Source organism: Amycolatopsis australiensis, from assembly GCF_900119165.1.
Taxonomy (GTDB): domain Bacteria; phylum Actinomycetota; class Actinomycetes; order Mycobacteriales; family Pseudonocardiaceae; genus Amycolatopsis; species Amycolatopsis australiensis.
The window spans coordinates 6,879,846-6,904,508 of record NZ_FPJG01000006.1 but is presented as its reverse complement, the minus strand read 5'-3'; the positions used below and the strand labels follow the sequence as shown (position 1 = coordinate 6,904,508).

Here is a 24,663-nt window from a genome sequence, read left to right as displayed (position 1 = left end):
CTGCGCTACGGCGTGGCGTGCCTCGTCCCACGAGCAAATTTGTCACCATCGGCCACATGAAGCTCACGGGCCTGCTCACGCGGAACCAAGAACCCCTCCCGGGGATCACCGGGGTCGCCCGGGTCGACCGCCGCACCCGGGAGCTGCTGCGCCGGATCAGTCCCGGCGACATCGTCGTGCTCGACCAGCTGGACCTCGACCGCGCGACGGCCGACGCCCTGGTCGAGGCCGAGGTCGCGGGCGTGGTCAACGCGTCCCCGTCGATCTCCGGCCGGTTCCCGAACCTGGGCCCCGAGATCCTCATCGGAGCGGGCATCCCGCTCGTCGACTCCGTCGGCGGCGAGCTGCTGCGCACCATCAAGGACGGCACGAAGCTGCGGCTGCACGACGGCGTCGTGTACGTCGGCGAGCGGCAGGTCGCCTCCGGCATCCTGCAGACCGCCGAGAGCGTCGCCGACCAGATGATCGAGGCCAAGGCCGGGATGTCGACGCAGCTGGAGGCGTTCTCGGCGAACACCATCGAGTTCCTGCGCCGCGAGCGCACGCTGATCCTCGACGGCGTCGGCGTGCCGGAGCTGAAGGTCCCGATCCGCGACCGGCACGTGCTGGTCGTCGCGGGCGGCAACGGGCACGCCGAAGACCTGAAGAAGCTCAAGAAGTACATCGCCGAGCACCGGCCGGTGCTGATCGGCGTCGACGCCGGCGCCGACACCCTGCGCGTGCAGGGCCACCGGCCGGACGTCATCGTCGGCGACCCGACCGGCATCGGCACCGCCACGCTGCGCGGCGGCGGCGAGGTCGTGGTGCCCGCCCAGCCCGATGGGCACGCTCCGGGCGTCGAGCGGATCCAGGACCTCGGCATCGGCGCGGTGACGTTCCCCGCGTCGGGCAACGCCGAAGACCTCGCGCTGCTGCTGGCCGACGCGCACGGTGCGAGCCTGGTCGTCACGGTCGGCTTCCAGGCCACGCTGCGCGAGTTCCTCGACCACGGCCGGTCCGGCTCGAACCCGTCGACGTTCCTGACCCGGCTGAAGCTCGGCACGAAGCTCGTCGACGGCAAGGCCGTGGCGACGCTGCACCGCAGCCGGGTGTCGATCGGCGCGGTCGTCCTGCTCGTGCTCGCCGCGGTCGTGGTCGTCGCCGCGGCCCTGCTGGTGTCCGACGTGGGCTCGGTCTACCTGGACTGGCTCCGGGACACCTGGAACTCGCTCTTCGCCTGGGTCAAGGGATTGTTCACGTGATATCGCTGCGCTACCACGTCGTTTCCATCGCCGCCTGCTTCCTGGCGCTCGCCGTCGGCGTCGTGCTGGGCTCGACCGCGCTCAACGGCACGCTGCTGTCCGGGCTGGCGGGGGAGAAGAAGGACCTGGGCAACCAGGTCGCCGACCTCGAGGCGCAGCGCAACGCGCTCAACGCCCGGCTGGCCGACGCCGACGCGTTCGCCGGCTCGATGGGCCCGAAGGTCGTCGCCGGAGCCCTGGACAAGCGGTCGGTGGTGCTGGTGACCACCGAGGACGCGCGACCGGCCGACCGGGACGCGCTGAAGCAGCTCATCGGGCAGGCCGGGGCGTCGGTGACCGGCGAGGTCCAGCTGACGGCCGCGTTCGCCGACCCCGGCAAGGCCGACCAGCTCCGGGACGTCGTCACGCGGCTGCAGCCGGCCGGCTCGAAGTTCCCGACCGCGGGCGACTCCGGCACGCTCGCCGGCGCGCTGCTCGGCTCGGTGCTGCTGCTGGACAAGACGACCGCGAAACCGCAGTCGTCGGGCGAGGAACTGGCGGCGGCGATCGGCGGGCTCACCGACGGCGGGTTCGTCAAGGCCGGCCCCGAGGTCAAGCCGGCGCAGCTGGCGATCGTGCTCACCGGCGCGCAGGCGACCGGCGACGGCGCGGGCGACCGCGCGGCGACGATCGCCCGGTTCGCCACGCAGCTCGACCGCTCCGGCGCCGGCACCGTGCTCGCCGGTGACGCCGGCTCGGCCGAAGGCACCGGCGCGCTGGGAGTCGTGCGCGCCGACACGTCGGCGACGTCGATCTTGTCCACAGTGGACAACGTGGACACGTCGGCCGGACGGGTGAGCACCGTCCTGGCGCTGAAGGAACAGCTCGACGGCGGCGCCGGGCGCTACGGCATCGCCGGCAACGCCCAGGCCCCCGCACCGGGAGTCAGCGCCCCCAACGGCAACTGAGGTCGTGAGTGAGAAACAGGGTTGGAACCCTGTTTCTCACTCACGACCTCTTTCAGCTTGCGAGCCAGAGGGCCGGGACGTTCGGCGGTTCCCAGCCCACCAGTGACGTGTGGGCCTGGCGGCACGTGTACGTGACGCCGTTGTAGGTCACCTTCGCTCCCACCGCGTAGGCCGTGTTCGGTGCCCACGCGGGGATCGACGGCGGTGTGGTGGTGGTCGTCGGCGGGGTGGTGGGTGTGGTCGGAGTCGTGGGGGTGGTCGGGGTCGTCGGTGTGGTGGGTGTGGTGGGCGTGGTGGGCGGGGGTGCCGAGCAGTTCGGCGTCGAAGCGGCGAGGCCGTCGACCACCGCGTGGAACAACGTCGAGCCCGGGTCCAGGTCGTAGAGCGAGAACATCATCGCGCCGCCGAGACCCGTGCAGTGGATGTAGTCCGTGCGCGCCCTGATCGACTGGGCCGACGAGCCGCCGTAGAAGTTGGTCCCGTCGTAGAACCACGCCGACTGCGTGACCGGGTCCCAGTAGGTGTCCGCCGGGTTGTCGACCACGCCGGACAGCTCCTTGTACATCGCGACACCGGGAACGTTGCCGCTCAACGGATGCCCGGCCGACGGACCGGACGCCGCCTGGTACAGCCCGTGGTTCGGCCCGGCGGGCACACCGGTCCAGCCCCGGTAGTAGAACGGGATGCCCAGCGTCAGCTTGGACGCCGGGAAACCGCCCGCGATGCCGTACGCGCTGCTGCCGTGCAGGTAGTCCTTGACCACCGAGTCGATCGTGTACTTCTCGGTGCCCGGCGGGATCGTGCCGGACGGGTCGTTCGGCGACGGGTACAGCGGGTCCTGGAAGTTCGTCGGGCCGGTCGCGTCCCACGCGCCGTGCATGTCGTAGGTCATCGCGTTGCCGAAGTCCAGGTACTGGCCGATCTTGTCGGTCTGCAGCTTCGCGATCTTGTCCTGGCCGCCGGGCAGCGCGGCCGACAGCGCGTAGTGCTTGCCGCCCAACGCGTCCAGCTCGCTGCGGAACTCCGCGAGCAGCGCGGTGTAGTTCGCCGTGTCGGCGGCGCTGTAGTGGTTGCCGACGTGCCCGGTGGGCGAACCCGGGTACTCCCAGTCGATGTCGATGCCGTCGAAGATCCCCGCCGCCGTGCCCGGGCCGCCGTAGCCGCCGGAGGCCGGGATGTTGCCCTTGATGAACATGTCGAGGCAGGAGCTGACGAACTTCTTGCGGGAAGCGTCGGTCGCGGCGGCGTCGGAGAAGTACTTCGAGTACGTCCAGCCGCCGATCGACAGCAGCACCTTGAGGTTCGGGTGCCGCGCCTTGAGCTCCTGCAGCTGGTGGAAGTTGCCGGCGATCGGCTGGTTCCACGTGTCGGCGCTGCCGTCGACGCTGATGTCGGAGCCGAAGGTCTTCTGGTAGTCGGCGAACTGGTCCTCGGCGCCGTCACCGGCGTTCGGATCGCTTTCCCCGCCCGGATCCGGCGTCGTCGCCTTCGTCGCTTCGAAGCACGTGAGGTTGTTCGGGTCGATGTTTTCGAAGTCGTAGAGCAGGTAGTCCAGGTTGCCGGCGATGGCGTCGACGTTCTTCAGGTAGTAGGCGTTCTGGTAGATGCTCCACTGGTCGTAGTAGGCGATCCGCACCCCGCCGGAAGTCGCGGCGGCGGCACCGGGGGCCGCCGGGCCCGCGACGGCCAGCGCACCGGCCACGACGGCCGCGGCCGCGGCGGCGACCAGGGCGATTCTTCGCTGCATGGATGTCTCCTCGCGCAGGCGGACGGCCCTCTCCCGGGCCGCGACGGCGCGGGAGAGGGCGTACGCGACGGTTCTTCACGAAGCGGGTCCGGCCCCGGTCATGAATGTGCGCGCGGAGACGACGGGGTGTCAAGACTTTGGACTAGACCAATTTGGGAAACGGTGCGCTATGCGGTGTTGTGTCCGGATTTCCCCTACTTCAGTGGCGGGTCGAGCGGGAAGCACGACACGCGCACCGGCCACGTGTCGCCCCCGGCCGGCAGCGGCATCTGCTTCAGCGCCGCGGCCGCGTCGGTGTCGTGTGCCTCTTCGGCCGCGGCGTGGAAGATGTCCGCCGCGATCGACTGGTCGAACACGCCGATCTGCTGGTGCGGCCAGGCTCCGGCGCCGTGCAGAGCGCCCGGGATCAGCTGGTCGACGACCTTCCGCAGGGTCACGCCGTTCGGCGCGGTGTACTTCCAGACGTCGACTCCGAGGTTCTGCCCGACCTCCGCCATCCGGCCCCACGCGGTGAGGTTGAAGTTGGCGTAGTGCCACGACATCGTCCGCGACAGCTCCAGGGGCTGGCTGCCGTCGGCGGCGAACTGCGCCGTGAACCGCTTCTGCTCCGCGTCCAGGACGATCTTGCGCGCCGCGTCGCGCCGGCCGAGGTAGGCCGAGATCGCCGCGTTCTGCATGTCGAGGAACGTGCCGTGGTTGTTGGTGGCGGCCAGTTCCAGCTCGGCCTGCGGGCTCGTCCGCATCCAGTCCAGGTACTGGGTGAGCCACGTCCTGATGCCGGAGCGGTCCTTGCCGGTCCAGCCCGGGGCGCCGCCGTCGAGCAGCGCGAACGCGTCCATCAGCTGGCTGAACGACTGGGTCGAATCGATGATGCCGGTGCCGCTGATCGTGTTCCTGCACGGGACGAGCTGCGAGTACGTCATGTTCGGGTTCATCTTGGTGGCCGGGTCGAGGAACCACGTCCGGATGTCCAGCGCCGCCCGGTTCGCGTACTTCGCGTCGCCGGTGTAGTACCAGGCGAGCGAGAGGTAGTACATCGCGTCCCAGGCCCACATCCGGTAGGTGTGGTCGGTGATCGCGTCGGCCTCCGGGTTGCGCTGGCCGTCCTTGCTGACGTACGGGCAGCCCTGCGGGTTGTCCGGCGTCTTCGGCCGGCTCGCCCACCAGTAGGGTGCCTGGCTCAGGTAGTCGTGCTTGTCGCCGCTCGGCGGCGCCGACGGTTTCTGCACGACCGACCACGGCCCGGCCGTCAACGCCGCGTTCGCCTTGTCCACCACCACTTTCAGGGCGTCACGCTGGGCCTTGCCCGCGTGGCCACTGCGGATCGCTTGCCGGATACCGGCGAGCTTCGCGCCGTCGGTGACGACGGTGTGCGGTGGCGGCGCGGCCACCGCCGTCCCGCTCACCGGGACCAGGAGCATGCTCGCCGACAAAGCCAGCGCGCCCAGAACGCTTCGCACTTCGACCGCCCTTTCGGGGACGCCAGGATCCCCACTCGTCACCGGGCGGCGGTACGGCGTGTGGCGGTCGAATTCTGCGTGGCTGGCGCGGAAGTGTCAATCAGCCGGGCCAGGTGCGCCGCTTGTCCAGCGGCTTCGCGTACGACCCCGCGCGGCTGGTCCGGAGTCCCAGCGCCACGAGCGACTCCGCGAGCCGGACCGCCGCCGCGACCCCGTCGATGACCGGGATGTCCAGCATCGTCGCGATCTTGCGGTCCAGCCCGGTCATCCCGGCGCAGCCGAGGACGAGCACCTCCGCGCCGGCGTCCCGCGCGCGGCGGCCCGCGGTGAGCAACGCCGACTCCGTCCGGCGCTCGTCGGTCAGCTCCAGCACGCCGAGGCCCGCGCCGGTGACCGTGACGCAGTTCTGCCCGACGCCCGCGGCGTGGAGGCTGTCCTCGATCAGCCCGCACGTGCGGTCCAAAGTGGTCACCACGCCGTAGCGGCGGCCGAGCAGGCAGGCCAGGTGCGCCGCCGCCTCGGTGATGTCGACGACCGGGACGTCGAGCAGCTCGCGCGCGCCTTCGCGGCCGTGCTCGCCGAAGCCGGCGAGCACGACCGCGTCGAACGGTTCGTCCAGGCCCCGCAACAGGTCCAGCACGGCCGCGGCGGACAGGAAGCTGTCCAGCCAGCCTTCGGCCGACTCCGGACCCCAGCGCGGCGTCCTGGCGAGGATCTCGGTGCCGGGGCTCGCGGCCGCGCGGGCCCCGGCTTCGATCTCCTTCGTCATCGCCTCGGTGGTGTTGCAGTTGGTGACGACGATCCTCATCGGAGCTTCCTCGAAACGGCCCAGTAGAGTGCGGCCGACGACGCCGTGCCGATGAACCACGAGTACGGCGCCGCGGGCGCGAAGAACGGCACCAGCGCGATCACCGCCGACAGCGCGGCCGCCGGGAAGAACGTCACCAGCGCCCGCGGGTTCACCCGGGGGTACGCGCCGCCGTCGACGAACAGCTGCGCGACGTCGACCTTGCCGCGCCGGATCAGGTAGTAGTCGACGATCATGATCCCGAACAGCGGCCCGAGGAACGCGCCGAGCCCGCCGAGGAAGTAGTTGACCACCGCCGGCGAGGAGTACAGCTTCCACGGCAGCACGCACAGCGCCGCGACCGCGCTGATCATCCCGCCGATGGTGAACGTGATCCGCTTCGGCCAGATGTTGGCCAGGTCGTAGGCGGGGGAGACGAAGTTGGCGACGATGTTGACGCCCATGGTCGCCACCGCGAACGTCAGCGCGCCGACGATCAGCACCGGCGTGTTGTGCACCTTGGCCAGCAGCTCGGCCGGGTCGGTGATGGCCTCGCCGAAGACCTGCATGCTGCCCGCGGTGACGATCACCGACAGCAGCGCGAACGCCGTCGAGTTGACCGGCAGGCCCCAGAAGTTGCCGCGCCGCACGGTCTTCTGGTCCGGTGCGTTGCGGGAGAAGTCGCAGAAGTTCAGCATGAGCGTGCCGTAGGTGGCCAGGATCAGCCCGGCCGCGCCGAACCACTGCCGGACCTGCTCGCCCGTCGACAGGTGTTTCGGGCTGCCGGTCAGGGAGATGTGCCAGTGCCCGGCGGCGAGGATCCAGACGGCGAGGGCGATCATCACGACCCAGATCGCCGGCCCGCACCAGTCCTGGAACTTGCGCACCGACTCCATGCCGCGGGTCAGGATCAGCGCCTGGACCGCCCACAGGGCAACGAAGCAGATCCAGCCGAGGAAGTGCAGGCCGAGGAAACCGTGTTCGGTCAGCGGTTTCAGGCCCGGGTCGATGGCGAGCGCCAGCACCGTGATCGCGACGCTCGCGAGGTAGGTCTGGATGCCGTACCAGAAGATCGCGATGATCGCGCGGATCAGGGCGGGCAGGTTGGCGCCGAACGTGCCGAAGCTGATCCGGGCCACCACCGGGAAGGGCACGCCGGTGCGCTGCCCGATCCGGCCCATCAGGTTCATGCCGGCGTAGATGATCACGAACCCGAACAGCAGCGCGGTGAACACCTGCCAGGCCGACAGCCCGAGCACGAACAACCCGGCCGCGAAGGTGTAGTTGCCGAGGTTGTGCACGTCGGACATCCACAGCGCGAAGATGTCGTAGACCTTCCAGCGGCGTTCCTTCGCCGGGGCGAGGTCTTCGTTCCAGAGCCGGGGGTCCGGTGGCGCGGCGGTCTCTTGCCGAGTGGAGGCGAGCGGGGCGGCGGTCATGCGGGGCCCTCCGATCGACGTGCAGGGACGACGATTTGGGATACCAAAATTTGGCATCCCAAATATCACCCCCTGGTCCGCCGCCGTCAACCCTCCTGCCGATAAACTCCTGTTACGGCCGGTTACGACGGTGTTGAAGGGGGAGCGGTGAACGAGCGGCAGCCCCTCGCGGCCACCCGGCAGCGGGTGCGGGAAGAGCTGCGCGAACGGATCCTCACCGGCCGTCTCCGCCCGGGCGACCGGCTGGTCGAGCGCGAACTGGCCGAGGACCTCGGCGTCTCGCGCGTCCCCGTCCGCGAGGCCATCCGCAGCCTCGAAGCCGAGGGGTTCGTCGTCGTCCAATCGCCGCGCCGGGTCGTCGTCCGGCAGCTGGCGCGGATCGACGTCGAGGAGCTGTTCGACGTCCGGGAGGCGCTCGAAGGGCTCGCCGCGGGGCTCGCCGCAGAGCGTGCCGGCGCGGCGGAGCTGAAGCGGCTGGAGCGGATGCTCGCCGACGCCGCCCGCGCGACGGCCCGGGGCGACGCGGCCCGGATCACCGTGCTCAACTCGCGGTTCCACGACGAGATCGTGGCCGTCGCCGGCAACGGGCTGCTGAGCACGATGCTGCAGCCGCTGGAGGGCAGGCTGCGCTGGCTGACGAGCCAGAACGAGCACTGGACGGACCTGCTCGGCGAGCACCGCCGGCTCTACGAGGCGATCGCGTCCGGGGACCCGGACCGCGCGAAGGCGTCCGCGGTCGAGCACGTGCGGGTGAACCGTGAGGTGACCCTGCGTTCCCTCTTCGGCGACGAGCCCGGCGAGCGGCCTGCGGGCTGACACTGCCGGATTTGCGCACCAGCGCCCGGTTTTTCCTCCGTTCGCACCAAAGCTGACACGACTTTGGTCTGTGTCACACGGCCGAACGGCGGCTTACCGTCTTCGCTCACCGGTCCGCGCCGGCCGGGTCCCCACCTTCCGGAGGTTCACTGTGCGTAGAACGCCAGTATTCGCCGCAGCCTTCACCGTCGCCCTCGCCGTCACGGCGCCCGTCGCCGAGGCGGCCCCCGCCCAGCACGGGCACGCCCAGCGCGTCTGCTCGGCCGCCCCCGCCGGGTTCGCCGCCTGCAACGCCTGGATCGACACCGACGCCGTCCCCGCGGCGGCCGCCGCCATGCCGTCCGGGCTGGGCCCGGCCGACCTGCTCTCCGCCTACAACCTCGGCACGCTCGCGGGCAGCGCCGGTGCCGGCCGCACGATCGCTATCGTGGACGCCTACGACGCCCCGACCGCCTTCGCCGACGTCAACGTCTACCGCGCCCAGTACGGCATCCCCGCACTGGCGTCCTGCACGCCGTCGTCGGTCGACGCGAGCACCACGCCGTGCTTCGCCAAGGCCGACCAGAGCGGCGGTACCACCTACCCGCGCAAGGACGGCGGCTGGGCCCAGGAGATCTCGCTCGACCTCGACATGACGTCGGCGATCTGCCCGAAGTGCAACATCCTGCTGGTCGAGGCGACCACGCCGAGCATGGCGAACCTCGGCACCGCCGTGAACACCGCGGTGGGGCTCGGTGCCGAGGTGGTCAGCAACTCCTACGGCGGCAGCGAGTACTCCGGCGAGACGACCGACGAAAGCCAGTACTTCAACCACCCCGGTGTCGCCGTCACGGTCAGCTCGGGCGACTCCGGCTACGGCGTCGAGTTCCCCGCGGCGTCGCGCTACGTGACCGCCGTCGGCGGCACCAGCCTCACGAAGGCGTCGAACACCCGCGGCTGGAGCGAGACAGCGTGGAGCGGCGCGGGCAGTGGCTGCTCGGCGTACGTCGCCAAGCCGTCCTGGCAGTCCGACAGCGGCTGCGGCAAGCGGACGGTGGCCGACGTCAGCGCGGTCGCCGACCCGGCCACCGGTGTCGCGGTCTACGACAGCACGGCCTACCAGGGCCGCTCCGGCTGGATGGTGTTCGGCGGCACCAGCGTCGCGGCCCCGCTCGTCGGCGGCGTCTACGCGCTCGGCGGGGTCAGCGGCGTCACCGGCGCGAACACTGTGTACTCGCACACATCGTCGCTCTACGACGTGAGCGGCGGCAGCAACGGCTCGTGCGGCGGCGGCTACCTGTGCACCGCCGTGACCGGCTACGACGGCCCGACCGGCCTCGGCACGCCGAACGGCGCGGCCGCCTTCTGACCCGGCCGCGGACGGTCCGCCACGCGGGTGCCCACCCCGCCCGTGTGGTGGGCCGTCACGCACCGCACTAGCATCATCACCGGTTCTCCGCTCCCCGAGCGGACGTGGCATATCCGACATGCCCGGGGACCTGGGCCAACAGGCGGTTCCCAGTGGCTTCATGGGAAATTCACAGAATGGGTGGCAAGTCTGAGAACGTGAACCACGCCGACGACGGTGCCGGAACGGCGGCACGATGACGACCGCCCAGGCCACGCTCGAAGCGCCCGCCCACGTCGCCAGACCGGGCGGCAAAGCGCCGTACCTCCACCAGATCGACCTGTTCCGGTTGATCACGTTCGCCTGCGTGATCCTCATCCACGTGGTGGGCGCGACCAACTACGCGCAGGACGTGGGGGCCAACGCCGTCGAGACGCCGCTGCACTTCACGCGGGAGGCGTTCTTCGCGCTGACCGGGTTCGTCCTGGTGTTCCAGAACCGCCGCCGCGAGATCGCCCCCGGCGACTTCTGGCGACGGCGGCTGCCGCTGGTCGCGACGCCGTACCTGGCCTGGTCGATGTTCTTCTGGGCGTACTCGCTGGTCACCGGCACGCAGCAGCCCGGCTCGCTCGAAGCGTCGATGCGCCTGCTGCTCAAGGACCTGGTGACCGGCGGTGCGTGGTACCACCTGTACTTCCTGCTCGTGACGATGCAGGTGTACCTGCTGTTCCCGGTGCTGCTGAAGCTGCTGCGGGCGACCGCGGGACGGCACAAGTGGCTGCTGCTCGGCAGCGGCGTGCTCCAGGTCGGCGTCGTCGCGTTCATGACCTACCAGCCGTTCGGCGTCAGCTACGAGACGATCACGCACCTGTACGCCACGGTCCTGCCGTACCAGTTCTACACGCTGTTCGGCGCCGTCGTGGCCATGCACTTCGAGGCCGTGCACGCCTGGGTCGGCCGGCACCGGCTGCTGCTCGGCGGCGCGCTCGTGGCGGTGCTCGCCGGCACCGAGTGGTGCTACCTGCACACCGTCCACAATGGAACGTTCCCGCAGGTGGCCAGCGACCCGTTCCAGCCGTACCTGATCCCGTGGTGCGTCACGGTCATCGCGGCGATCTACGCGTTCACGACGTGGTGGGCCGCGCGCCGGCGGGACGGCAGCCGCGGGGCCCGGCTGGTCTCGTGGGCGGCGAACCGGTCGTTCAGCGTGTTCCTCGTCCACCCGCTCGCGCTGGCCCTGCTCGGCCCGGTGATCCCGCGCGTGGCGGAGCGCTTCGGCGCACCGTGGCTGAGCGTGATCATCTACGGCGCGACGATCGCGCTGACGATCGTGATCGTGGAGGCCCTGCGGCGCCTGCCGGGCAGCCGCGCGCTGACCGGACGGCCCCGGTTGCGTCCCGTGAAGGTCGCCGCCTGACCTCACCCGGGTGGGTGGCCCGGGTCACGTCAGACGATTCGGGCATGTCACAGCGAGCGGATCCCCGCGGGTGGGATATGCTGGCGGCCCGTGGGACTTCAGTCACGGGCTACCAAGTACGTCTTTGTCACCGGAGGCGTCGCCTCCTCTCTGGGTAAGGGACTCACGGCTTCCAGCCTCGGTCAGCTCCTTACCGCGCGCGGGCTTCGCGTCACGATGCAGAAGCTCGATCCGTACCTCAACGTCGACCCCGGGACGATGAACCCGTTCCAGCACGGTGAGGTCTTCGTCACCGAAGACGGCGCCGAGACCGACCTCGACATCGGGCACTACGAGCGCTTCCTCGACCGCGACCTCGACGGCAAGGCCAACGTCACCACCGGCCAGGTCTACTCCGAGGTGATCGCCAAGGAGCGCCGCGGCGAGTACCTCGGTGACACCGTGCAGGTCATCCCGCACATCACCGACGAGATCAAGGCCCGGATCACCGCGGCCGCCGAGCCCGACGAGTCCGGGAACGCCCCGGACGTCGTCATCACCGAGGTCGGCGGCACGGTCGGCGACATCGAGTCCCTGCCGTTCCTGGAGGCCTGCCGCCAGGTCCGCCACGACGTCGGCCGCGACCACTGCTTCTTCCTGCACGTCTCGCTGGTGCCGTACCTGGCGCCCTCGGGCGAGCTCAAGACGAAGCCGACGCAGCACTCGGTGGCCGCGCTGCGCAACATCGGCATCCAGCCCGACGCGCTGGTCTGCCGGGCCGACCGGGAGATCCCCGAGGACCTCAAGCGCAAGATCGGCCTGATGTGCGACGTCGACACCGAGGCCGTCATCGCCTGCCCGGACGCGCGGTCCATCTACGACATCCCGAAGGTGCTGCACGGCGAGGCGCTCGACGCCTACGTCGTCCGCCGCCTCGGCCTGCCGTTCCGCGACGTCGACTGGACCGTGTGGGGCGACCTGCTCGACCGCGTCCACAACCCCAGCGAGACCGTGCGCATCGCGGTCGTCGGCAAGTACATCGACCTGCCCGACGCCTACCTGTCGGTGACCGAGGCCCTGCGCGCGGGCGGGTTCGCCCACCGCGCCAAGGTCGAGATCGTCTGGGTCGCCTCCGACGACGCGCAGACCGCGTCCGGCGCCGCCTCCGTGCTGTCCGGTGTGGACGGTGTGCTGATCCCGGGCGGATTCGGCATCCGCGGCATCGAGGGCAAGGTCGGCGCGATCGAGTACGCCCGCACCCGCGGCGTCCCGCTGCTCGGCCTGTGCCTCGGCCTGCAGTGCATGGTCATCGAGGGCGCCCGGCACCTGGCCGGGATCGAGGGCGCGAACTCGGCCGAGTTCGACGAGGACACCCCGCACCCGGTCATCTCGACCATGGCCGACCAGCGTGACGTCGTCGCGGGGGAGCGGGACATGGGCGGCACCATGCGGCTGGGCGCCTACCCGGCGAAGCTCAAGCCCGGCTCGCAGGTCGCGAAGGCGTACGGCACCACCGAGGTGTCCGAGCGCCACCGGCACCGCTACGAGGTGAACAACGCCTACCGCAAGCGGCTCTCGGACGCGGGTCTGGTGTTCTCCGGCACTTCGCCGGACGACCACCTGGTCGAGTTCGTCGAGCTGCCCGCCGACGTCCACCCGTTCTTCGTCGGCACGCAGGCCCACCCCGAGCTGAAGAGCCGCCCGACCCGGCCGCACCCGCTGTTCAGCGCATTCGTCAAGGCCGTGGTGGACCGCAAGGTCGCCGAGCGGCTGCCGGTCGAGCTGCCCGAAGCGCCGGTGGCGGCCCGGTGACCGCGCCCGGGGAGCACGAGTTCAGCGTCGCCGCCAGCCGTGACGTCCACATCGGACGCGTCGTCGGCCTGCGCATCGACGACGTCGTGATGCCGGGCGGCGGAACCGCGGTCCGCGAGGTGATCGAGCACCTCGGCGCGGTGGCGATCGTCGCGCTCGACGAAGACGGGCAGGTCACGCTGATCCACCAGTACCGCCACCCGATCGGGCACCGGCTGTGGGAGCTGCCGGCCGGCCTGATCGACCACCTCGGCGAGGACCCGGTCGACACGGCCCGCCGCGAGCTGGTCGAAGAGGTCGGGCTGGCCGCTGCGGAGTGGGAGACGCTGGTCGACGTCGCGGCGTCACCCGGCTTCACCGACGAGGTGGTGCGCGTCTTCCTCGCCCGCGGGCTGTCCGATGTGGACCGCGACGTGCTCGGCGAGGAGGAGGCGGACCTGGTGATCCGCAAGTTCCCGCTGGCCGAGGCGGTGCGGATGGCGCTGGCCGGCGAGCTGGTCAACGGCGCGACGGTGTCCGGCGTCCTGGCGGCGCACGCGGTGGTGACGGGCGCGGCCACGCCGCGTCCGGCGGACGCCCCCTGGGAGGACCGCCCGACGGCGTTCGCCAAGCGCCGCGAGTCCTGAGCGACGGCCGTGAATGCCACATCGACGGGCCAAGCGTCCGGGAATGCGGCATTCACGGCGTCCGCGGGGTTTCTGCCGGGCGAGGGACCGCCGGCGGCCTAAGGTGACGGCGTGGCCTCCAGCCCACACAGCACGGCCGACGTGATCGCCGCGTATCTCGACCACCTGGTCGTCGAACGCGGGACCGCGCGCAACACCCTGGACAGCTACGCCCGCGATCTGCGCCGGTACGCCGCACACCTCGACACCGCGGGGGTCGCGAAGATCGCCGACGTCACCTCCGCGCACGTCACCTCCTTCGGCGCGGCGCTGCGCGAAGGCGACGACGAGCACAAGCCGCTGGCCGCGTCGTCGGCCGCGCGGGCGCTCGTCGCCGTCCGCGGCCTGCACAAGTTCGCCCACGCCGAGGGCCTCACCGAGCACAACCCGGCCCGCGAGGTCCGGCCGCCGACGCCGGCGAAACGCCTGCCCAAGGCGTTGCCGGTCGACGACGTGCTGCGGCTGCTGGAGACCCCGCCGCCGGACGGCGAGCGCGCGCTGCGCGACCGGGCGCTGCTGGAACTGCTCTACTCCACCGGGGCGCGGATCTCCGAGGCGGTCGGCCTGGACGTCGACGACGTCGACGACGCCGAACGCACCGTGCTGCTCGACGGCAAGGGCGGCAAGCAGCGGCTGGTCCCGATCGGCCGTCCCGCGCTCGCGGCGCTGCACGCCTACACCGTCCGGGCCCGGCCGGCACTCGCCGCGCACGGCCGCGGCACGTCCGCCCTGTTCCTCAACGCCCGCGGCAGCAGGCTGTCGCGGCAGAGCGCGTGGCAGGTGCTCAAGGACACCGCCGAACGCGCGGGCATCACCGCCGGGGTGTCGCCGCACACCCTCCGCCACTCGTTCGCCACGCACCTGCTCGAAGGCGGCGCGGATGTCCGGGTCGTCCAGGAACTGCTCGGCCACGCGTCGGTGACGACGACCCAGGTGTACACGCTGGTCACGGTCAACACCCTGCGCGAGGTGTACGCGACGGCGCACCCGCGGGCGCTCGGCTAGAAAGCACTAGAAACGGCGAAGGGCCTTGCCGGCCTGCACCGACGGTCGAGTGACATTGCCCCGTCGAGTCCGGCGCGTTGCTTTGCCGGGGCTCCGACTCCGGACATAGGCTGCGGCGGACGCGACGAACAAGGAGCCTTCTCGCCATGTCGACACCGAACCAGCCGGCCCACCCGGCCGAGTCCGCCGGGTCGGCGGCGGCGAACCTCAACGACGTCAAGATCGCGACGCCGGACCTCCACGACGGCGACGAGCCGCAGGAGCGCAACGGCAAGAAGGTCAGGCTCGAAGGCATCGGCCCGACCGGGCGCCCGATCCGGGAGCACCCCGAGCCGCCGCCGCTGGACAAGCACGGCCCGGCCAAGATCATGGCGATGTGCAACCAGAAGGGCGGCGTCGGCAAGACGACGTCGACCATCAACCTGGGGGCCGCCCTCGCCGAGTACGGGCGCAAGGTGCTGCTCGTCGACTTCGACCCGCAGGGCGCGCTCGCCGTCGGCCTCGGCATCCAGCCGCACGAGCTGGACCAGACGGTGTACAACGCCATCATGGAGCGGTCGGTCAGCGCCACCGACGTGCTCATGAAGACCCGCGTCGACGGCGTTGACCTGCTGCCGAGCAACATCGACCTGTCCGCCGCCGAGGTCCAGCTCGTCGCCGAGGTAGGGCGCGAGCACACGTTGTTACGGGTCCTTCGTCCGGTCATGAACGACTACGACTATGTTCTTGTCGACTGCCAGCCCTCGCTCGGCCTGCTCACGGTGAACGCGCTGACCGCCGCGGACGGCGTGATCATCCCGCTGGAGTGCGAGTTCTTCAGTCTGCGAGGCGTCGCCCTCCTGATCGACACCATCGAGAAGGTGCAAGAACGCCTCAACCCCAAACTGGACATAGTCGGGATTCTCGCCACCATGTACGACCCGAGAACCCTGCATTCGAAGGAGGTCATGGCTCGCGTGGTGGAGGCATTCGGTGACACCGTGTTCGACACGGTCATCAACCGCACCGTGCGGTTCCCCGAGACGACGGTCGCGGGTGAGCCGATCACGACCTGGGCGCCCAAGTCGGCCGGCGCGGCGGCGTACCGCCAGCTGGCCCGTGAGGTGATCGCTCGGTGAGCAGGCGCGCTTCCCTGCCCGGAGCGTCGGAACTCTTCCGCATCACCTCCAGCCCCGCCCTCGATCTCCCTCCCCAGCCCCCGGCCGAGCCCGCGGAGAAGCCCAAGCCTTCGGGCAACGGCCGCGCGGAACAACTCGCCCGCAGCGCGGCCCCGCACGGCTCGGGCCGGACCAAGCACGACGCGAAGATCACCGTGTACGTCTCCGGCGACGAGCTCGTCGCGATGGAGCAGGCCCGGCTGACGCTGCGCGCGAAGCACGACCTGGTCGTCGACCGCGGCCGGCTGGTCCGCGAGGCCGTCGCGGTGCTGCTGGCCGACTTCGACCAGAACGGCGAGGACTCGGTGCTGGTGCAGCGGCTGCGGGTGGTCGGCTCAGACGGCGGCGAAACCGAGGGCTGATGGACGAGCCGGAACCGGCTCCGGAGGTCCCCGAAGAGCACCAGACGGTGCACGGCGGGATGATCCCCGAAGGCGTCAACACCGAAGAACTGAGCACGTCGAAGTTCAAGGTGCGGCTGGCCAACTTCGAGGGCCCGTTCGACCTGCTGCTGCAGCTGATCTCCCAGCACCAGCTCGACGTCACCGAGGTGGCGCTGCACCAGGTCACCGACGACTTCATCGCGTACACGCGGGCGCTGGGCACGGACTGGAACCTCGACGAGACGACGGAGTTCCTGGTCATCGCGGCCACGCTGCTGGATTTGAAGGCGGCGCGGCTGCTGCCCGCGGCCGAGGTCGAGAGCGAGGACGACCTGGCGCTGCTGGAGGCCCGTGACCTGCTCTTCGCGCGGGTGCTGCAGTACCGGGCGTACAAGCAGGTGGCGGCGCTGTTCGGCGAGCTGGAGCAGAACGCGCTGCGGCGCTACCCGCGGTCGGTGGCGCTGGAGGAGCGGTTCGTCGGTCTGCTGCCCGAGGTGATGCTGGGCGTGACGCCGCAGAAGTTCGCGGAGATCGCGGTGGCGGTGTTCCGCCCGAAGCCGCCACCGACGGTGTCGATCGCGCACATCCACATGGGCCGCATCTCGGTGCGCGAGCACGCGGCGATCCTGCGGGTGAAGCTGGCATCGGCGGGACAGGCGACGTTCGGCGAGCTGGTGGAGGACTGCGAGCACACGGTGGAGATCGTGGCGCGCTTCCTGGCGCTGCTGGAGCTCTACCGCGAGGCGACGGTCCAGTTCGAGCAGAGCGAAGCACTGGCGGAGCTGCATGTCCGCTGGACGGGCGGATCGGTGGAGGAAGCCTCCGTTGCGGCGGAGCTGGACCGCACCGCCGGAGACGAAGAGGAGTACGGGTGAGCCCCGAAGACAACGAGCCGGTCGCGCCGGAGTCCCCGGCGAGCGAGGCCGCGGAGGTCACGGAGGCCGGGGCCGCGGATGCCGCGGAGGTCGTGGCCGCCGGGGCCGCGGATGCCGCCGAGCCGGTCTCGCCGCCGGAGCCGGGGGAAGCCGCGGCGGAGCTGGCGCTGGACGAGGCGCTGTCCGGCGAGCCGGTGACCGAGGAAGGTGAGCCGCTGGAGCCGCTGCTCGAGGCGGCGGTCGCCGAAGCCGCTGAGCCGGTCGAGGGTGGGGTGCCGGGCGAGGGGAGTTCGGTCGAGCCCACAGTCGCCGAGCCAGCCGAGGGGAGCTCGGCCGAGCCCACAGTCTTCGAACCCGCCGAGGAGACCGGGGGCGAGCCCGCCGAGCAGCCCGCGGCCGAGGCCGAAGCCGCCGCGCCGGGGACGGGTGCCGCCGGGGCGGATGAAGGTCCCGCCGAACCCGAGGCCAACCCGCAGCTCTCACCCGAAAGTGTCGCGCTTGCGGAGCCCGAGACCGCGGCCGAGCCCGATGCCGTCGGCGAACTGGCCGAGCCGGACCCGGCCGAACCGGCCGAGCCCGGTGCCGCCGGCGAACCGGCCGCCGCCGAAGCCGAGCCCGGCCCGGCCGATCCCGAGTCCGACCTGGTCGCCGCCGGGGATGCCGACTCCCTGCCCGACGTCACCTCCGACGAGGCCCTCGAAGCCGCCCTCGAAGCCCTTCTCCTCGTCGTCGACTCGCCCGCCAGCGAGGAACTTCTCGCCGACACCCTGAACCAGCCCAAGGCTCGGATCGTCGTCGCCCTGCGGACCATGGCGCAGAAGTTCACCGAACGCGCCTCCGGGATCGACCTGCGGCGCGTCGGCGAAGGGTGGCGGTTCTACACTAGGGACGTCTATGCCCCGTTCGTGGAGAAGCTCCTGCTGGACGGCCAGCGGTCGAAGCTGACCAGGGCCGCGCTGGAGAGCCTCGCCGTGATCGCGTACCGGCAGCCGGTGACCCGCGCGCGGGTTGCCGCGGTGCGTGGCGTGAACGTGGACGGCGTGATCCGGACGCTGCTCGCCCGCGGCCTCATCGAAGAGATGGGGACCGATCCCGAGACGACCGGCACGCTGTACGTGACGACCGAGCTGTTCCTGGAGCGACTGGGGCTGTCGTCACTGAACGACCTGCCCCCGATCGCTCCGCTGCTACCCGAAGTGGACACCATCGATGACATCCAGTGAACACCCCGACGGCGTCCGGCTGCAGAAGGTGCTTTCGCAGGCCGGCGTCGCCTCGCGGCGCGCGGCGGAAGACCTGATCGTCGCCGGCCGGGTCGAGGTGGACGGCGAGGTCGTCACCGAGCTGGGCCGCCGCGTGCACCCGGACGAGGCGGTCATCCACGTCGACGGCACCCGCGTGAACCTGCGCGACGACCTGGTCTACCTCGCCTTGAACAAGCCCAAGGGCGTGCACTCGACGATGTCGGACGACCGCGGCCGCCCCTGCGTCGGCGACTACCTGCGCGGCCGGTACGAGGAGACGCCCGGCGTCGTGCACGTCGGACGGCTCGACGAGAACACCGAGGGCCTGCTGCTGCTGACCAACGACGGCGACCTCGGGCACCGGCTGATGCACCCGTCCTACCGGGTGCTCAAGACCTACCTCGCCGAGGTCGACGGGCTCGTCCCGCGCGGGCTCGGCAAGGAGCTGCGGAAGGGCTGGGAGCTGCCGGACGGCATCGTCAAGGTCGACCAGTTCCGGGTCAAGGACATGCACTCCGGCAAGTCGCTGGTCGAGCTGGTCATCCACGAGGGCCGCAAGCACATCGTGCGCCGCCTGCTCAAGGACACCGGCCACCCGGTGCTCAAGCTGGTCCGCACGGCGATCGGCGACGTCCAGCTCGGCAACCAGCGCTCGGGCTCGATCCGCCGCCTGACGAAGGGCGAGGTCGGCTCGCTCTACCGCGCCGTCGACCTCTGACGCCCGCTTTTCGAGAGTCCGGGTGGCGCCGCCCGGTTGTCACAGCACGGCGGTGACGAACCCGCCGGCGGTGGCGTCATCGTCCGACGGCCGCCCGTACCGGGCGGCCAGCTCGGCGCGCGTGACCGTCGACGGCTCCCAGCCGTGGGCGGCCAGCCACTCCGGTGCGCGGCCGCCGAGCCCGCCGCGCCACAGGGCCGTTACGGGCTCGCCGCCTTCGGTAGCGCGGGCGCGGGCGATCAGGCTCTCCGGCGGCGTGCCCGGCCGGTGCTCGAACGCGATCCGGCTGCCCGGCGCCGACAGCTCCCGGACGGCGGTCAGCAGCCGCTCGGCGTCCTCCCGCGCCAGGTAGATCAGCAGCCCTTCGGCCAGCCACGCGGTCGGGACCGCCGGGTCGAACCCGGCGTCACGCACGGCCTTCGCCCAGTTCCCGCGCAGGTCCGCCGGCACGACGACCCGTTCGCACGCCGGTGACGCGCCGTGCGCGGCGAGGACCTCGTCCTTGAACGCCAGCACCTCCGGCAGGTCGATCTCGAACACGCGGGTGCCTGGCGGCCAGGCCAGGCGGAACGCCCGGGCGTCGAGCCCGGCCGCGAGCAGCACCACCTGCGGGCAGCCGCTGCCGAGCAGGTAGTCGTCGAAGAACCGGGTGCGGATCACGACCTGCGGGTAGAACAGCATGCCCAGCCGGGCCTGCGCGTCGCCGCGGCCGGTGGCGGGCAGCGCCGGGTGGCCGGCCGCGGCGAACGCGGCCGCGTACGGGTCGTCGAACAGCCGGTCCGGCCGGCTGCTCTCGTAGGCGCGCAGGGCGGCGACGCCGACGGCGGTGCGGCTCACAGCGGGCAGGGACTCGGTCACGACCGCCAACGTACCCCCGACTTTCCGCCGTGGTGGGCGGGTTCGCCGGCTCGCTAGCGTGACCGGCATGCGACTCGGTGTGGTGTGCGGGGTCCTCGCGGTTCTCCTGTCCGGCGTGGTGGCCCCGGCCGCCGCGGCGCCGGCGGCGAGCGAACCGGTCTACGACTACGCGAAGGCGATCCGCGAAACCGTGTGGGTCGACATCGGGCACGACGGCGACGGCGACGGCCGCTCCGACCGGGTCGCCGCCGACATCGTGCGGCCGGGCGAACCGACGTCGGGCGTTCCGGTGATCATGGACGCCAGCCCCTACTACTCGTGCTGCGGGCGCGGCAACGAGAGCGAGCTCAAGACCTACGACAGCGCCGGGAAACCGGTGAAGTTCCCGCTGTTCTACGACAACTACTTCGTGCCGCGCGGCTACGCCGTGGTGCTCGTCGACCTGGCCGGGACGAACCGCTCGGCCGGCTGCGCGGACGTCGGCGGCTCCTCCGACGTCGACTCGGCGCGCAAGGTCGTCGACTGGCTGAACGGCCGCGCGACCGGCTACCGCGCGAAGACCGGCGGCAGCCCGGTCACCGCGGGCTGGAGCAGCGGGAACGTCGGCATGATCGGGAAGTCCTACGACGGCACCGTCGCCAACGGGGTCGCGGCGACCGGCGTCGCGGGACTCAAGACGATCGTGCCGATCTCCGCGATCAGCTCGTGGTACGACTACTACCGTTCCGACGGCGCGGTCTTCGGCTCCAGCCCGGCGGGGCTCGCGCAGACCGTCGAGGACCGCAACGGCGGGCAGGACTGCTCGGCGCAGAACCAGGCCCTCCGGCAGGGCGCGACGGCGAACGGCGACTACGGGCCGCTGTGGGCGGACCGGGACTACGTCACGCACGCGGCCGACGTGCGCGCGAGCGTGCTGCTGTCGCACGGCGTCAACGACCTCAACGTCAAGACCATCCACTTCGGACAGTGGTGGGCCGGGCTGCGCGTCGAGAAGAAGATCTGGCTGTCGCAGACCGGGCACGTCGACCCGTTCGACTACCGGCGCGCGGACTGGGTCGACCTGCTGCACCGCTGGTTCGACCACTACCTGCTCGGCATCGACAACGGCGTCCAGAACGGCCCGCAGGCCACCGTCGAGCGGCAGCCGGACCTGTGGGTGACGCAAAGCGCGTACCCGGCGGCCGACGCGGTCGCGACCACTTTGCGACCCCACGTTTCGGGAACGCTCGGCACGTCGGCGGCCTCGGGCACGGCGTCCTTCACCGACAACCCGAGCGTGGGCGAGGACACCTGGGTGACCGACCCGGGCAGCGCGGCGCTGACCTACTCGACCGGGACGCTGTCCTCGGACGTGCACGTCTCGGGGACGTCCTCGGTGACCGTCACGGCGACACCGAGCACGTCATCGGCGCGCTTGTCGGCGCTGCTGGTGGACCTCGGCCCGGCGACGATCCGGAACTTCACCGGAAACGGTGAAGGGATCAAGACGGGAACGGCGGAGAACTGCTGGGGCGCGTCGACGCCCGGCGACGACGCCTGTTACCGGATCACGTCGGCGGACGTGAAGAAGGTGAACTACACGATCCTCGGCCGCGGGTGGGCGGACCTGGCGAACTACGCGTCCCTTTCCCAGGAACGACCGCTGACGCCGGGGACGGCGTACACGATGACGTTCCGGCTGGCCCCGACCGACCACATCGTGCCGCGCGGGCACGCGCTGGCCTTGATCATCGGCGGCACGGACGGCAGCTTCATCCGGGGTCCGGCCCAGCCGGGCCGGCTGACCGTGGACCTGGCCCGGACATCGGTGTCGGTCCCGCTGGCGGGCGTGGTCCCGGCGGCGGCGACCCACCAGGGCCGCCCCGGCGGCGACGCGTTCGTGCCGTCGGCGGCCCAGGCGGCCCAGGCGGACCTGCGCTGACCCGAGCGCCCCAATGTGGCCTTCGGTGCGTGAGACGCACCCAAGGCGGCCTTCGGTGCGTGAGACGCAACCAAGGCCGCATTGGGGCGCTTGGGGCCGGTGCTAGTTCGCTTCGGCTGTCGCTGCTCGGGCGGCCGACTTGCGTTGCAGTGCCCGGGCTATCGGCTCCACCACCCGGGCCGCCGTCGGGCCGAGGATCGCCATCAGCAGGACGTACGCCGTCGCCAGGGCCGCCAGCTCGCCCTCGACCGCTCCCGCCGTCACCGCCAGGCCCGCGATCACGATCGAGAACTCGCCGCGCGCCACCAGCGCCGCGCCGGCCCGGGCCCGGCCCATCTTGCCGATGCCCTGGCGGCGTGCCGCCCACCAGCCCGTGCCCACCTTCGTCAGCGTGGTCACCACCGCCAGCACGATCGCCCAGCCCAGCACCGGCGGGATCGATGCCGGGTTCGTGTTCAGCCCGAACACCACGAAGAACACCGCCGCGAACAGGTCGCGCAACGGCTCCAGCAGGTGCGTCGCGTTCTCCGCCGTCGAGCCCGAGATCGCGATGCCGAGCAGGAACGCGCCCACCGCCGCCGACACCTGCATCGCCGACGCGACGCCCGCCACCAGCAGGGCCGCGCCGAGGACCTTGAGCAGGAACACCTCGCGGTCGGGGCTGTCGACCGCCGCCGAGACGTAGCGGCCGAACTTCAGCGCGATCACCAGCACCACGGTGATCACCAGCAGCGAGATCCCGACGGCTTCCATGCCGCCCAGCAGCGACACCCCGCCGAGCACCGCCGTGAGGATCGGCAGGTAGAGCGCCATCACGAGGTCCTCGAACACGAGGATCGAGAGCACCACCGGCGTCTCGCGGTTGCCCAGCCGGCCGAGGTCGCCGAGCACCTTCGCGACGATGCCGGACGACGAGATGTACGTGACGCCCGCCATCACCATCGCGCCGACCGGGCCCCAGCCCAGCAGCAACGCGACCGCCGCGCCCGGGGCGGCGTTGAGGACGATGTCCAGCAGGCCCGCCGTCCAGGAGCGGCGCAGCCCGGTGAACAGCTCGGCCGCCGAATACTCGAGGCCGAGCAGCAGGAGCAGCAGCACGACGCCGATTTCGCCGGCCAGGTGGGTGAAGCCGCCGATGTCGGTCAGCGGGATCAGCCCGCCCGAGCCGAAGCAGAGGCCGCCGAGCAGGTAGAGCGGGATGGGGGAGAGGCCGATCTTGCCGGCCAGGCGCCCGAGCACGCCCAGCGCGAAGAAGACCGCCCCCAGTTCGATCAGGGACAGCGCGGTGTGGTCCATCGGCCGCTCAGCCGTACTTGAGGATCTTGGCGGCGGCCTCGAGACCCTCGCTCGTGCCGACCGCGACCAGCAGGTCGCCCCCGGTGAACGTGAAGTCCGGCGCCGGCGAGGGGTGCACCTGCCCCGCCCGCGCCACCGCGACCACCGAGACGCCGGTGCGGGTGCGCATCGCGGTGTCGCCGAGCGTCCGGCCGTCGAACGGGCCGGACGGCTTGATCGGCAGCTGCCGCGTGCTGATCCCCGGCAGGTCCCGGTGCTCCTCGGTGAGCTGGGCGACCAGCTGCGGCGCACCGAGCAGGTTGGCCAGCGCGCCCGCCTCGTCCGCGGTCAGCGGGATCGAGGCGGCGCAGGCGTCGGGATCGTCCGATTTGGACACGATCAGCTCGATGTGCCCGTCCCGCTGGGTGACGACCCCGATGCGGCGGCCGGTACGGGTGGCGAAGTCCTTGCGGACCCCGATGCCGGGCAGGGGAGTTACTTCGACGTTCACCCGGCCACCGTAACCCACGTGTCCGTTTCGCGGGGTTTTCAGCCGAGCAGGAGCAGCAGCGCCGCGACCACCATCACGACCGCGGTCAGGCCGTGGACGCCGAAGGCCGTGGCCTTCTTTCCCCGGTGGCGCAGCACGATCAGCATGTCGAAGAAGGGCCAGACGGCCGCGGTCAGGATGACCCAGCCCAGCGCGTGCGCGTCGCCGTAGATCATCAGGGCTAGCGGGATCAGGCCGGCCCCGACGTCGCGGCCGCCTTTGACGTTCAAGAAGGACTCGGCGTTCTCGGGGACCTCGTTGAACCCGAAGCCCGCGGCGATCTTCCGCGGCGCGAAGAGGTAGTTGAGGCCGACGTAGATGATGCCGAGCGAGACGAGCGAGACGAGGACGTAGCCGGCGACGATCATGGTGTTCCCTCCAGGTTGCTAGCATCGCTAGAATTACTAGCAACGCTAATCTAGCGACGCTAGTTTGTCTAGCGGTGCTAGCATCGAGGGCATGAACCAGCGAGAACGGCGGGTGCGGGACCGGGCCGAGCGCGGCCGGCGGATCGTCACCGCGGCACGCGAACTGGCCGAGGCGGAGGGCTGGGACGCGGTCACCACCCGGCGGCTCGCGGCGCTCATCGAGTACAGCCAGCCCGTGCTCTACAGCCACTTCCCGGGCGGCAAGGACGCGATCATGGCGGCCGCCGCGCTGGAAGGCTTCGCCGAGCTGGCCGCCGTGCTGGCGGCCGCGCGGGACGGCGGCCTGGCGGGCGTCGTCCGCGCGTACGTCGAGTTCGCCTTCGAAAAACCGGCGCTGTACGACGCGATGTTCACCCTGGCGTCGGAGCTGCCGTTCGCCCAGGACGACACGCCCGCCGTGATGAAAGAGGCGTTCGCCGGGCTCTTCGCGGTGGTCGAGCCGGTCGCGCGGGGCGAGAGCGCGGGCGCGCTGACGGAGGTCTTCTGGGGGGCCCTGCACGGCCTCGTGACGCTGGACCGGGGCCGTCGGCTGTCGCCGGACCACCGTGACGAGCGTCTCGCGCTGGTGGTGGAGCGCTTCGGCGCGCGGGCCGACTGATCTCCTCCGCGGCC

23 protein-coding genes are annotated in these 24,663 nt (G+C 71.2%); 15 read left to right on the top strand and 8 right to left on the bottom strand.

What is annotated here, in order from left to right; translation table 11 throughout:
- Window positions 1-56: 56 nt before the first annotated feature.
- Window positions 57-1,241 carry a putative cytokinetic ring protein SteA gene (gene steA / locus BT341_RS33565; protein ID WP_072480070.1) on the top strand — a complete coding sequence of 395 codons (1,185 nt, stop codon included), beginning with the start codon at window positions 57-59 and terminating at the stop codon, window positions 1,239-1,241.
- Window positions 1,238-2,188: a copper transporter gene (locus tag BT341_RS33560; protein WP_072480069.1), complete on the top strand. Its 951-nt coding sequence runs from the start codon at window positions 1,238-1,240 to the stop codon at window positions 2,186-2,188. The genes steA and BT341_RS33560 overlap by 4 nt, the downstream gene beginning before the upstream one ends.
- A 52-nt stretch (window positions 2,189-2,240) precedes the next feature.
- Here the strand turns inward: BT341_RS33560 and BT341_RS33555 are convergent, their stop codons facing one another.
- The 4 genes from BT341_RS33555 to BT341_RS33540 form a co-directional block, all read right to left on the bottom strand.
- Complete coding sequence (locus tag BT341_RS33555; RefSeq protein WP_072480068.1) at window positions 2,241-3,935, bottom strand: glycosyl hydrolase family 18 protein; 1,695 nt, start codon at window positions 3,933-3,935, stop codon at window positions 2,241-2,243.
- Between the two features lie 194 nt (window positions 3,936-4,129).
- Window positions 4,130-5,395: an alginate lyase family protein gene (locus BT341_RS33550; RefSeq protein ID WP_245805205.1), complete on the bottom strand. Its 1,266-nt coding sequence runs from the start codon at window positions 5,393-5,395 to the stop codon at window positions 4,130-4,132.
- Between the two features lie 100 nt (window positions 5,396-5,495).
- Window positions 5,496-6,203 carry an aspartate/glutamate racemase family protein gene (locus tag BT341_RS33545; RefSeq protein WP_072480067.1) on the bottom strand — a complete coding sequence of 236 codons (708 nt, stop codon included), beginning with the start codon at window positions 6,201-6,203 and terminating at the stop codon, window positions 5,496-5,498.
- Window positions 6,200-7,621 (bottom strand): NCS1 family nucleobase:cation symporter-1, encoded by a 1,422-nt coding sequence (locus tag BT341_RS33540; RefSeq protein ID WP_072480066.1) that lies wholly within the window; start codon window positions 7,619-7,621, stop codon window positions 6,200-6,202. Before BT341_RS33540 ends, BT341_RS33545 begins: the two co-directional genes overlap by 4 nt.
- 147 nt (window positions 7,622-7,768) lie before the next feature.
- On the opposite strand from BT341_RS33540, the gene BT341_RS33535 reads away from it, so the two are divergent.
- The 11 genes from BT341_RS33535 to BT341_RS33485 all read left to right on the top strand — a co-directional run bounded on the left by BT341_RS33535 (window position 7,769) and on the right by BT341_RS33485 (window position 19,019).
- Window positions 7,769-8,437 carry a GntR family transcriptional regulator gene (locus tag BT341_RS33535; protein ID WP_072480065.1) on the top strand — a complete coding sequence of 223 codons (669 nt, stop codon included), beginning with the start codon at window positions 7,769-7,771 and terminating at the stop codon, window positions 8,435-8,437.
- Between the two features lie 151 nt (window positions 8,438-8,588).
- Window positions 8,589-9,785, top strand: coding sequence for a S53 family peptidase (locus BT341_RS33530; protein ID WP_072480064.1), 1,197 nt, complete (start codon window positions 8,589-8,591; stop codon window positions 9,783-9,785).
- A gap of 235 nt (window positions 9,786-10,020) precedes the next feature.
- Complete coding sequence (locus BT341_RS33525) at window positions 10,021-11,181, top strand: acyltransferase (protein WP_072480063.1); 1,161 nt, start codon at window positions 10,021-10,023, stop codon at window positions 11,179-11,181.
- A gap of 90 nt (window positions 11,182-11,271) precedes the next feature.
- Window positions 11,272-12,972, top strand: a complete 1,701-nt coding sequence (locus BT341_RS33520) for a CTP synthase (protein ID WP_072480062.1) — start codon at window positions 11,272-11,274, stop codon at window positions 12,970-12,972.
- On the top strand, window positions 12,969-13,598 hold the full coding sequence (locus BT341_RS33515; RefSeq protein ID WP_072480061.1) for an NUDIX domain-containing protein: 630 nt from the start codon (window positions 12,969-12,971) through the stop codon (window positions 13,596-13,598). The genes BT341_RS33520 and BT341_RS33515 overlap by 4 nt, the downstream gene beginning before the upstream one ends.
- Window positions 13,599-13,739: 141 nt before the next feature.
- Window positions 13,740-14,642: a site-specific tyrosine recombinase XerD gene (gene xerD, locus BT341_RS33510; RefSeq protein WP_072482323.1), complete on the top strand. Its 903-nt coding sequence runs from the start codon at window positions 13,740-13,742 to the stop codon at window positions 14,640-14,642.
- A 146-nt stretch (window positions 14,643-14,788) separates the two neighbouring features.
- The gene (locus BT341_RS33505; protein ID WP_072480060.1) at window positions 14,789-15,760 is read left to right on the top strand and encodes a ParA family protein; all 972 of its coding nucleotides are present in this window, start codon (window positions 14,789-14,791) and stop codon (window positions 15,758-15,760) included.
- Complete coding sequence (locus BT341_RS33500; protein WP_072480059.1) at window positions 15,757-16,161, top strand: cobyrinic acid a,c-diamide synthase; 405 nt, start codon at window positions 15,757-15,759, stop codon at window positions 16,159-16,161. Before BT341_RS33505 ends, BT341_RS33500 begins: the two co-directional genes overlap by 4 nt.
- Complete coding sequence (locus BT341_RS33495) at window positions 16,161-17,057, top strand: segregation and condensation protein A (protein ID WP_072480058.1); 897 nt, start codon at window positions 16,161-16,163, stop codon at window positions 17,055-17,057. The genes BT341_RS33500 and BT341_RS33495 overlap by 1 nt, the downstream gene beginning before the upstream one ends.
- A gap of 542 nt (window positions 17,058-17,599) precedes the next feature.
- Window positions 17,600-18,280 carry an SMC-Scp complex subunit ScpB gene (gene scpB, locus BT341_RS33490; RefSeq protein ID WP_072482322.1) on the top strand — a complete coding sequence of 227 codons (681 nt, stop codon included), beginning with the start codon at window positions 17,600-17,602 and terminating at the stop codon, window positions 18,278-18,280.
- Entirely contained in the window at window positions 18,267-19,019 is a 753-nt protein-coding gene (locus tag BT341_RS33485; protein ID WP_072480057.1) for a pseudouridine synthase, read from the top strand. Before scpB ends, BT341_RS33485 begins: the two co-directional genes overlap by 14 nt.
- Window positions 19,020-19,058: 39 nt before the next feature.
- Here the strand turns inward: BT341_RS33485 and BT341_RS33480 are convergent, their stop codons facing one another.
- The gene (locus tag BT341_RS33480; RefSeq protein ID WP_143168731.1) at window positions 19,059-19,886 is read right to left on the bottom strand and encodes an SAM-dependent methyltransferase; all 828 of its coding nucleotides are present in this window, start codon (window positions 19,884-19,886) and stop codon (window positions 19,059-19,061) included.
- Between the two features lie 58 nt (window positions 19,887-19,944).
- On the opposite strand from BT341_RS33480, the gene BT341_RS33475 reads away from it, so the two are divergent.
- Window positions 19,945-21,798, top strand: a complete 1,854-nt coding sequence (locus tag BT341_RS33475) for a Xaa-Pro dipeptidyl-peptidase (protein ID WP_245805204.1) — start codon at window positions 19,945-19,947, stop codon at window positions 21,796-21,798.
- A 102-nt stretch (window positions 21,799-21,900) separates the two neighbouring features.
- Here the strand turns inward: BT341_RS33475 and BT341_RS33470 are convergent, their stop codons facing one another.
- The 3 genes from BT341_RS33470 to BT341_RS33460 are packed head-to-tail and all read right to left on the bottom strand — an operon-like array spanning window position 21,901 to window position 23,991.
- Window positions 21,901-23,094 (bottom strand): cation:proton antiporter, encoded by a 1,194-nt coding sequence (locus BT341_RS33470; protein WP_072480056.1) that lies wholly within the window; start codon window positions 23,092-23,094, stop codon window positions 21,901-21,903.
- A 7-nt stretch (window positions 23,095-23,101) separates the two neighbouring features.
- Window positions 23,102-23,584 carry a cation:proton antiporter regulatory subunit gene (locus BT341_RS33465; RefSeq protein WP_072480055.1) on the bottom strand — a complete coding sequence of 161 codons (483 nt, stop codon included), beginning with the start codon at window positions 23,582-23,584 and terminating at the stop codon, window positions 23,102-23,104.
- A 38-nt stretch (window positions 23,585-23,622) separates the two neighbouring features.
- The gene (locus BT341_RS33460; protein WP_072480054.1) at window positions 23,623-23,991 is read right to left on the bottom strand and encodes a DUF4267 domain-containing protein; all 369 of its coding nucleotides are present in this window, start codon (window positions 23,989-23,991) and stop codon (window positions 23,623-23,625) included.
- A gap of 91 nt (window positions 23,992-24,082) precedes the next feature.
- Between BT341_RS33460 and BT341_RS33455 the strand changes: the two genes are divergently transcribed.
- Entirely contained in the window at window positions 24,083-24,649 is a 567-nt protein-coding gene (locus BT341_RS33455; RefSeq protein WP_072480053.1) for a TetR/AcrR family transcriptional regulator, read from the top strand.
- Window positions 24,650-24,663 lie beyond the last annotated feature (14 nt).

What these genes read in the sequence shown, in the direction of transcription:
- steA (WP_072480070.1), top strand. Translation starts at nt 57, where the DNA reads ATGAAGCTCACGGGCCTGCTCACGCGGAACCAAGAACCCCTCCCGGGG.
- BT341_RS33555 (WP_072480068.1), bottom strand. Translation starts at nt 3,935, where the DNA reads ATGCAGCGAAGAATCGCCCTGGTCGCCGCCGCGGCCGCGGCCGTCGTG.
- BT341_RS33545 (WP_072480067.1), bottom strand. Translation starts at nt 6,203, where the DNA reads ATGAGGATCGTCGTCACCAACTGCAACACCACCGAGGCGATGACGAAG.
- BT341_RS33540 (WP_072480066.1), bottom strand. Translation starts at nt 7,621, where the DNA reads ATGACCGCCGCCCCGCTCGCCTCCACTCGGCAAGAGACCGCCGCGCCA.
- BT341_RS33525 (WP_072480063.1), top strand. Translation starts at nt 10,021, where the DNA reads ATGACGACCGCCCAGGCCACGCTCGAAGCGCCCGCCCACGTCGCCAGA.
- BT341_RS33505 (WP_072480060.1), top strand. Translation starts at nt 14,789, where the DNA reads ATGTCGACACCGAACCAGCCGGCCCACCCGGCCGAGTCCGCCGGGTCG.
- BT341_RS33495 (WP_072480058.1), top strand. Translation starts at nt 16,161, where the DNA reads ATGGACGAGCCGGAACCGGCTCCGGAGGTCCCCGAAGAGCACCAGACG.
- BT341_RS33485 (WP_072480057.1), top strand. Translation starts at nt 18,267, where the DNA reads ATGACATCCAGTGAACACCCCGACGGCGTCCGGCTGCAGAAGGTGCTT.
- BT341_RS33475 (WP_245805204.1), top strand. Translation starts at nt 19,945, where the DNA reads ATGCGACTCGGTGTGGTGTGCGGGGTCCTCGCGGTTCTCCTGTCCGGC.
- BT341_RS33470 (WP_072480056.1), bottom strand. Translation starts at nt 23,094, where the DNA reads ATGGACCACACCGCGCTGTCCCTGATCGAACTGGGGGCGGTCTTCTTC.
- BT341_RS33460 (WP_072480054.1), bottom strand. Translation starts at nt 23,991, where the DNA reads ATGATCGTCGCCGGCTACGTCCTCGTCTCGCTCGTCTCGCTCGGCATC.
- BT341_RS33455 (WP_072480053.1), top strand. Translation starts at nt 24,083, where the DNA reads ATGAACCAGCGAGAACGGCGGGTGCGGGACCGGGCCGAGCGCGGCCGG.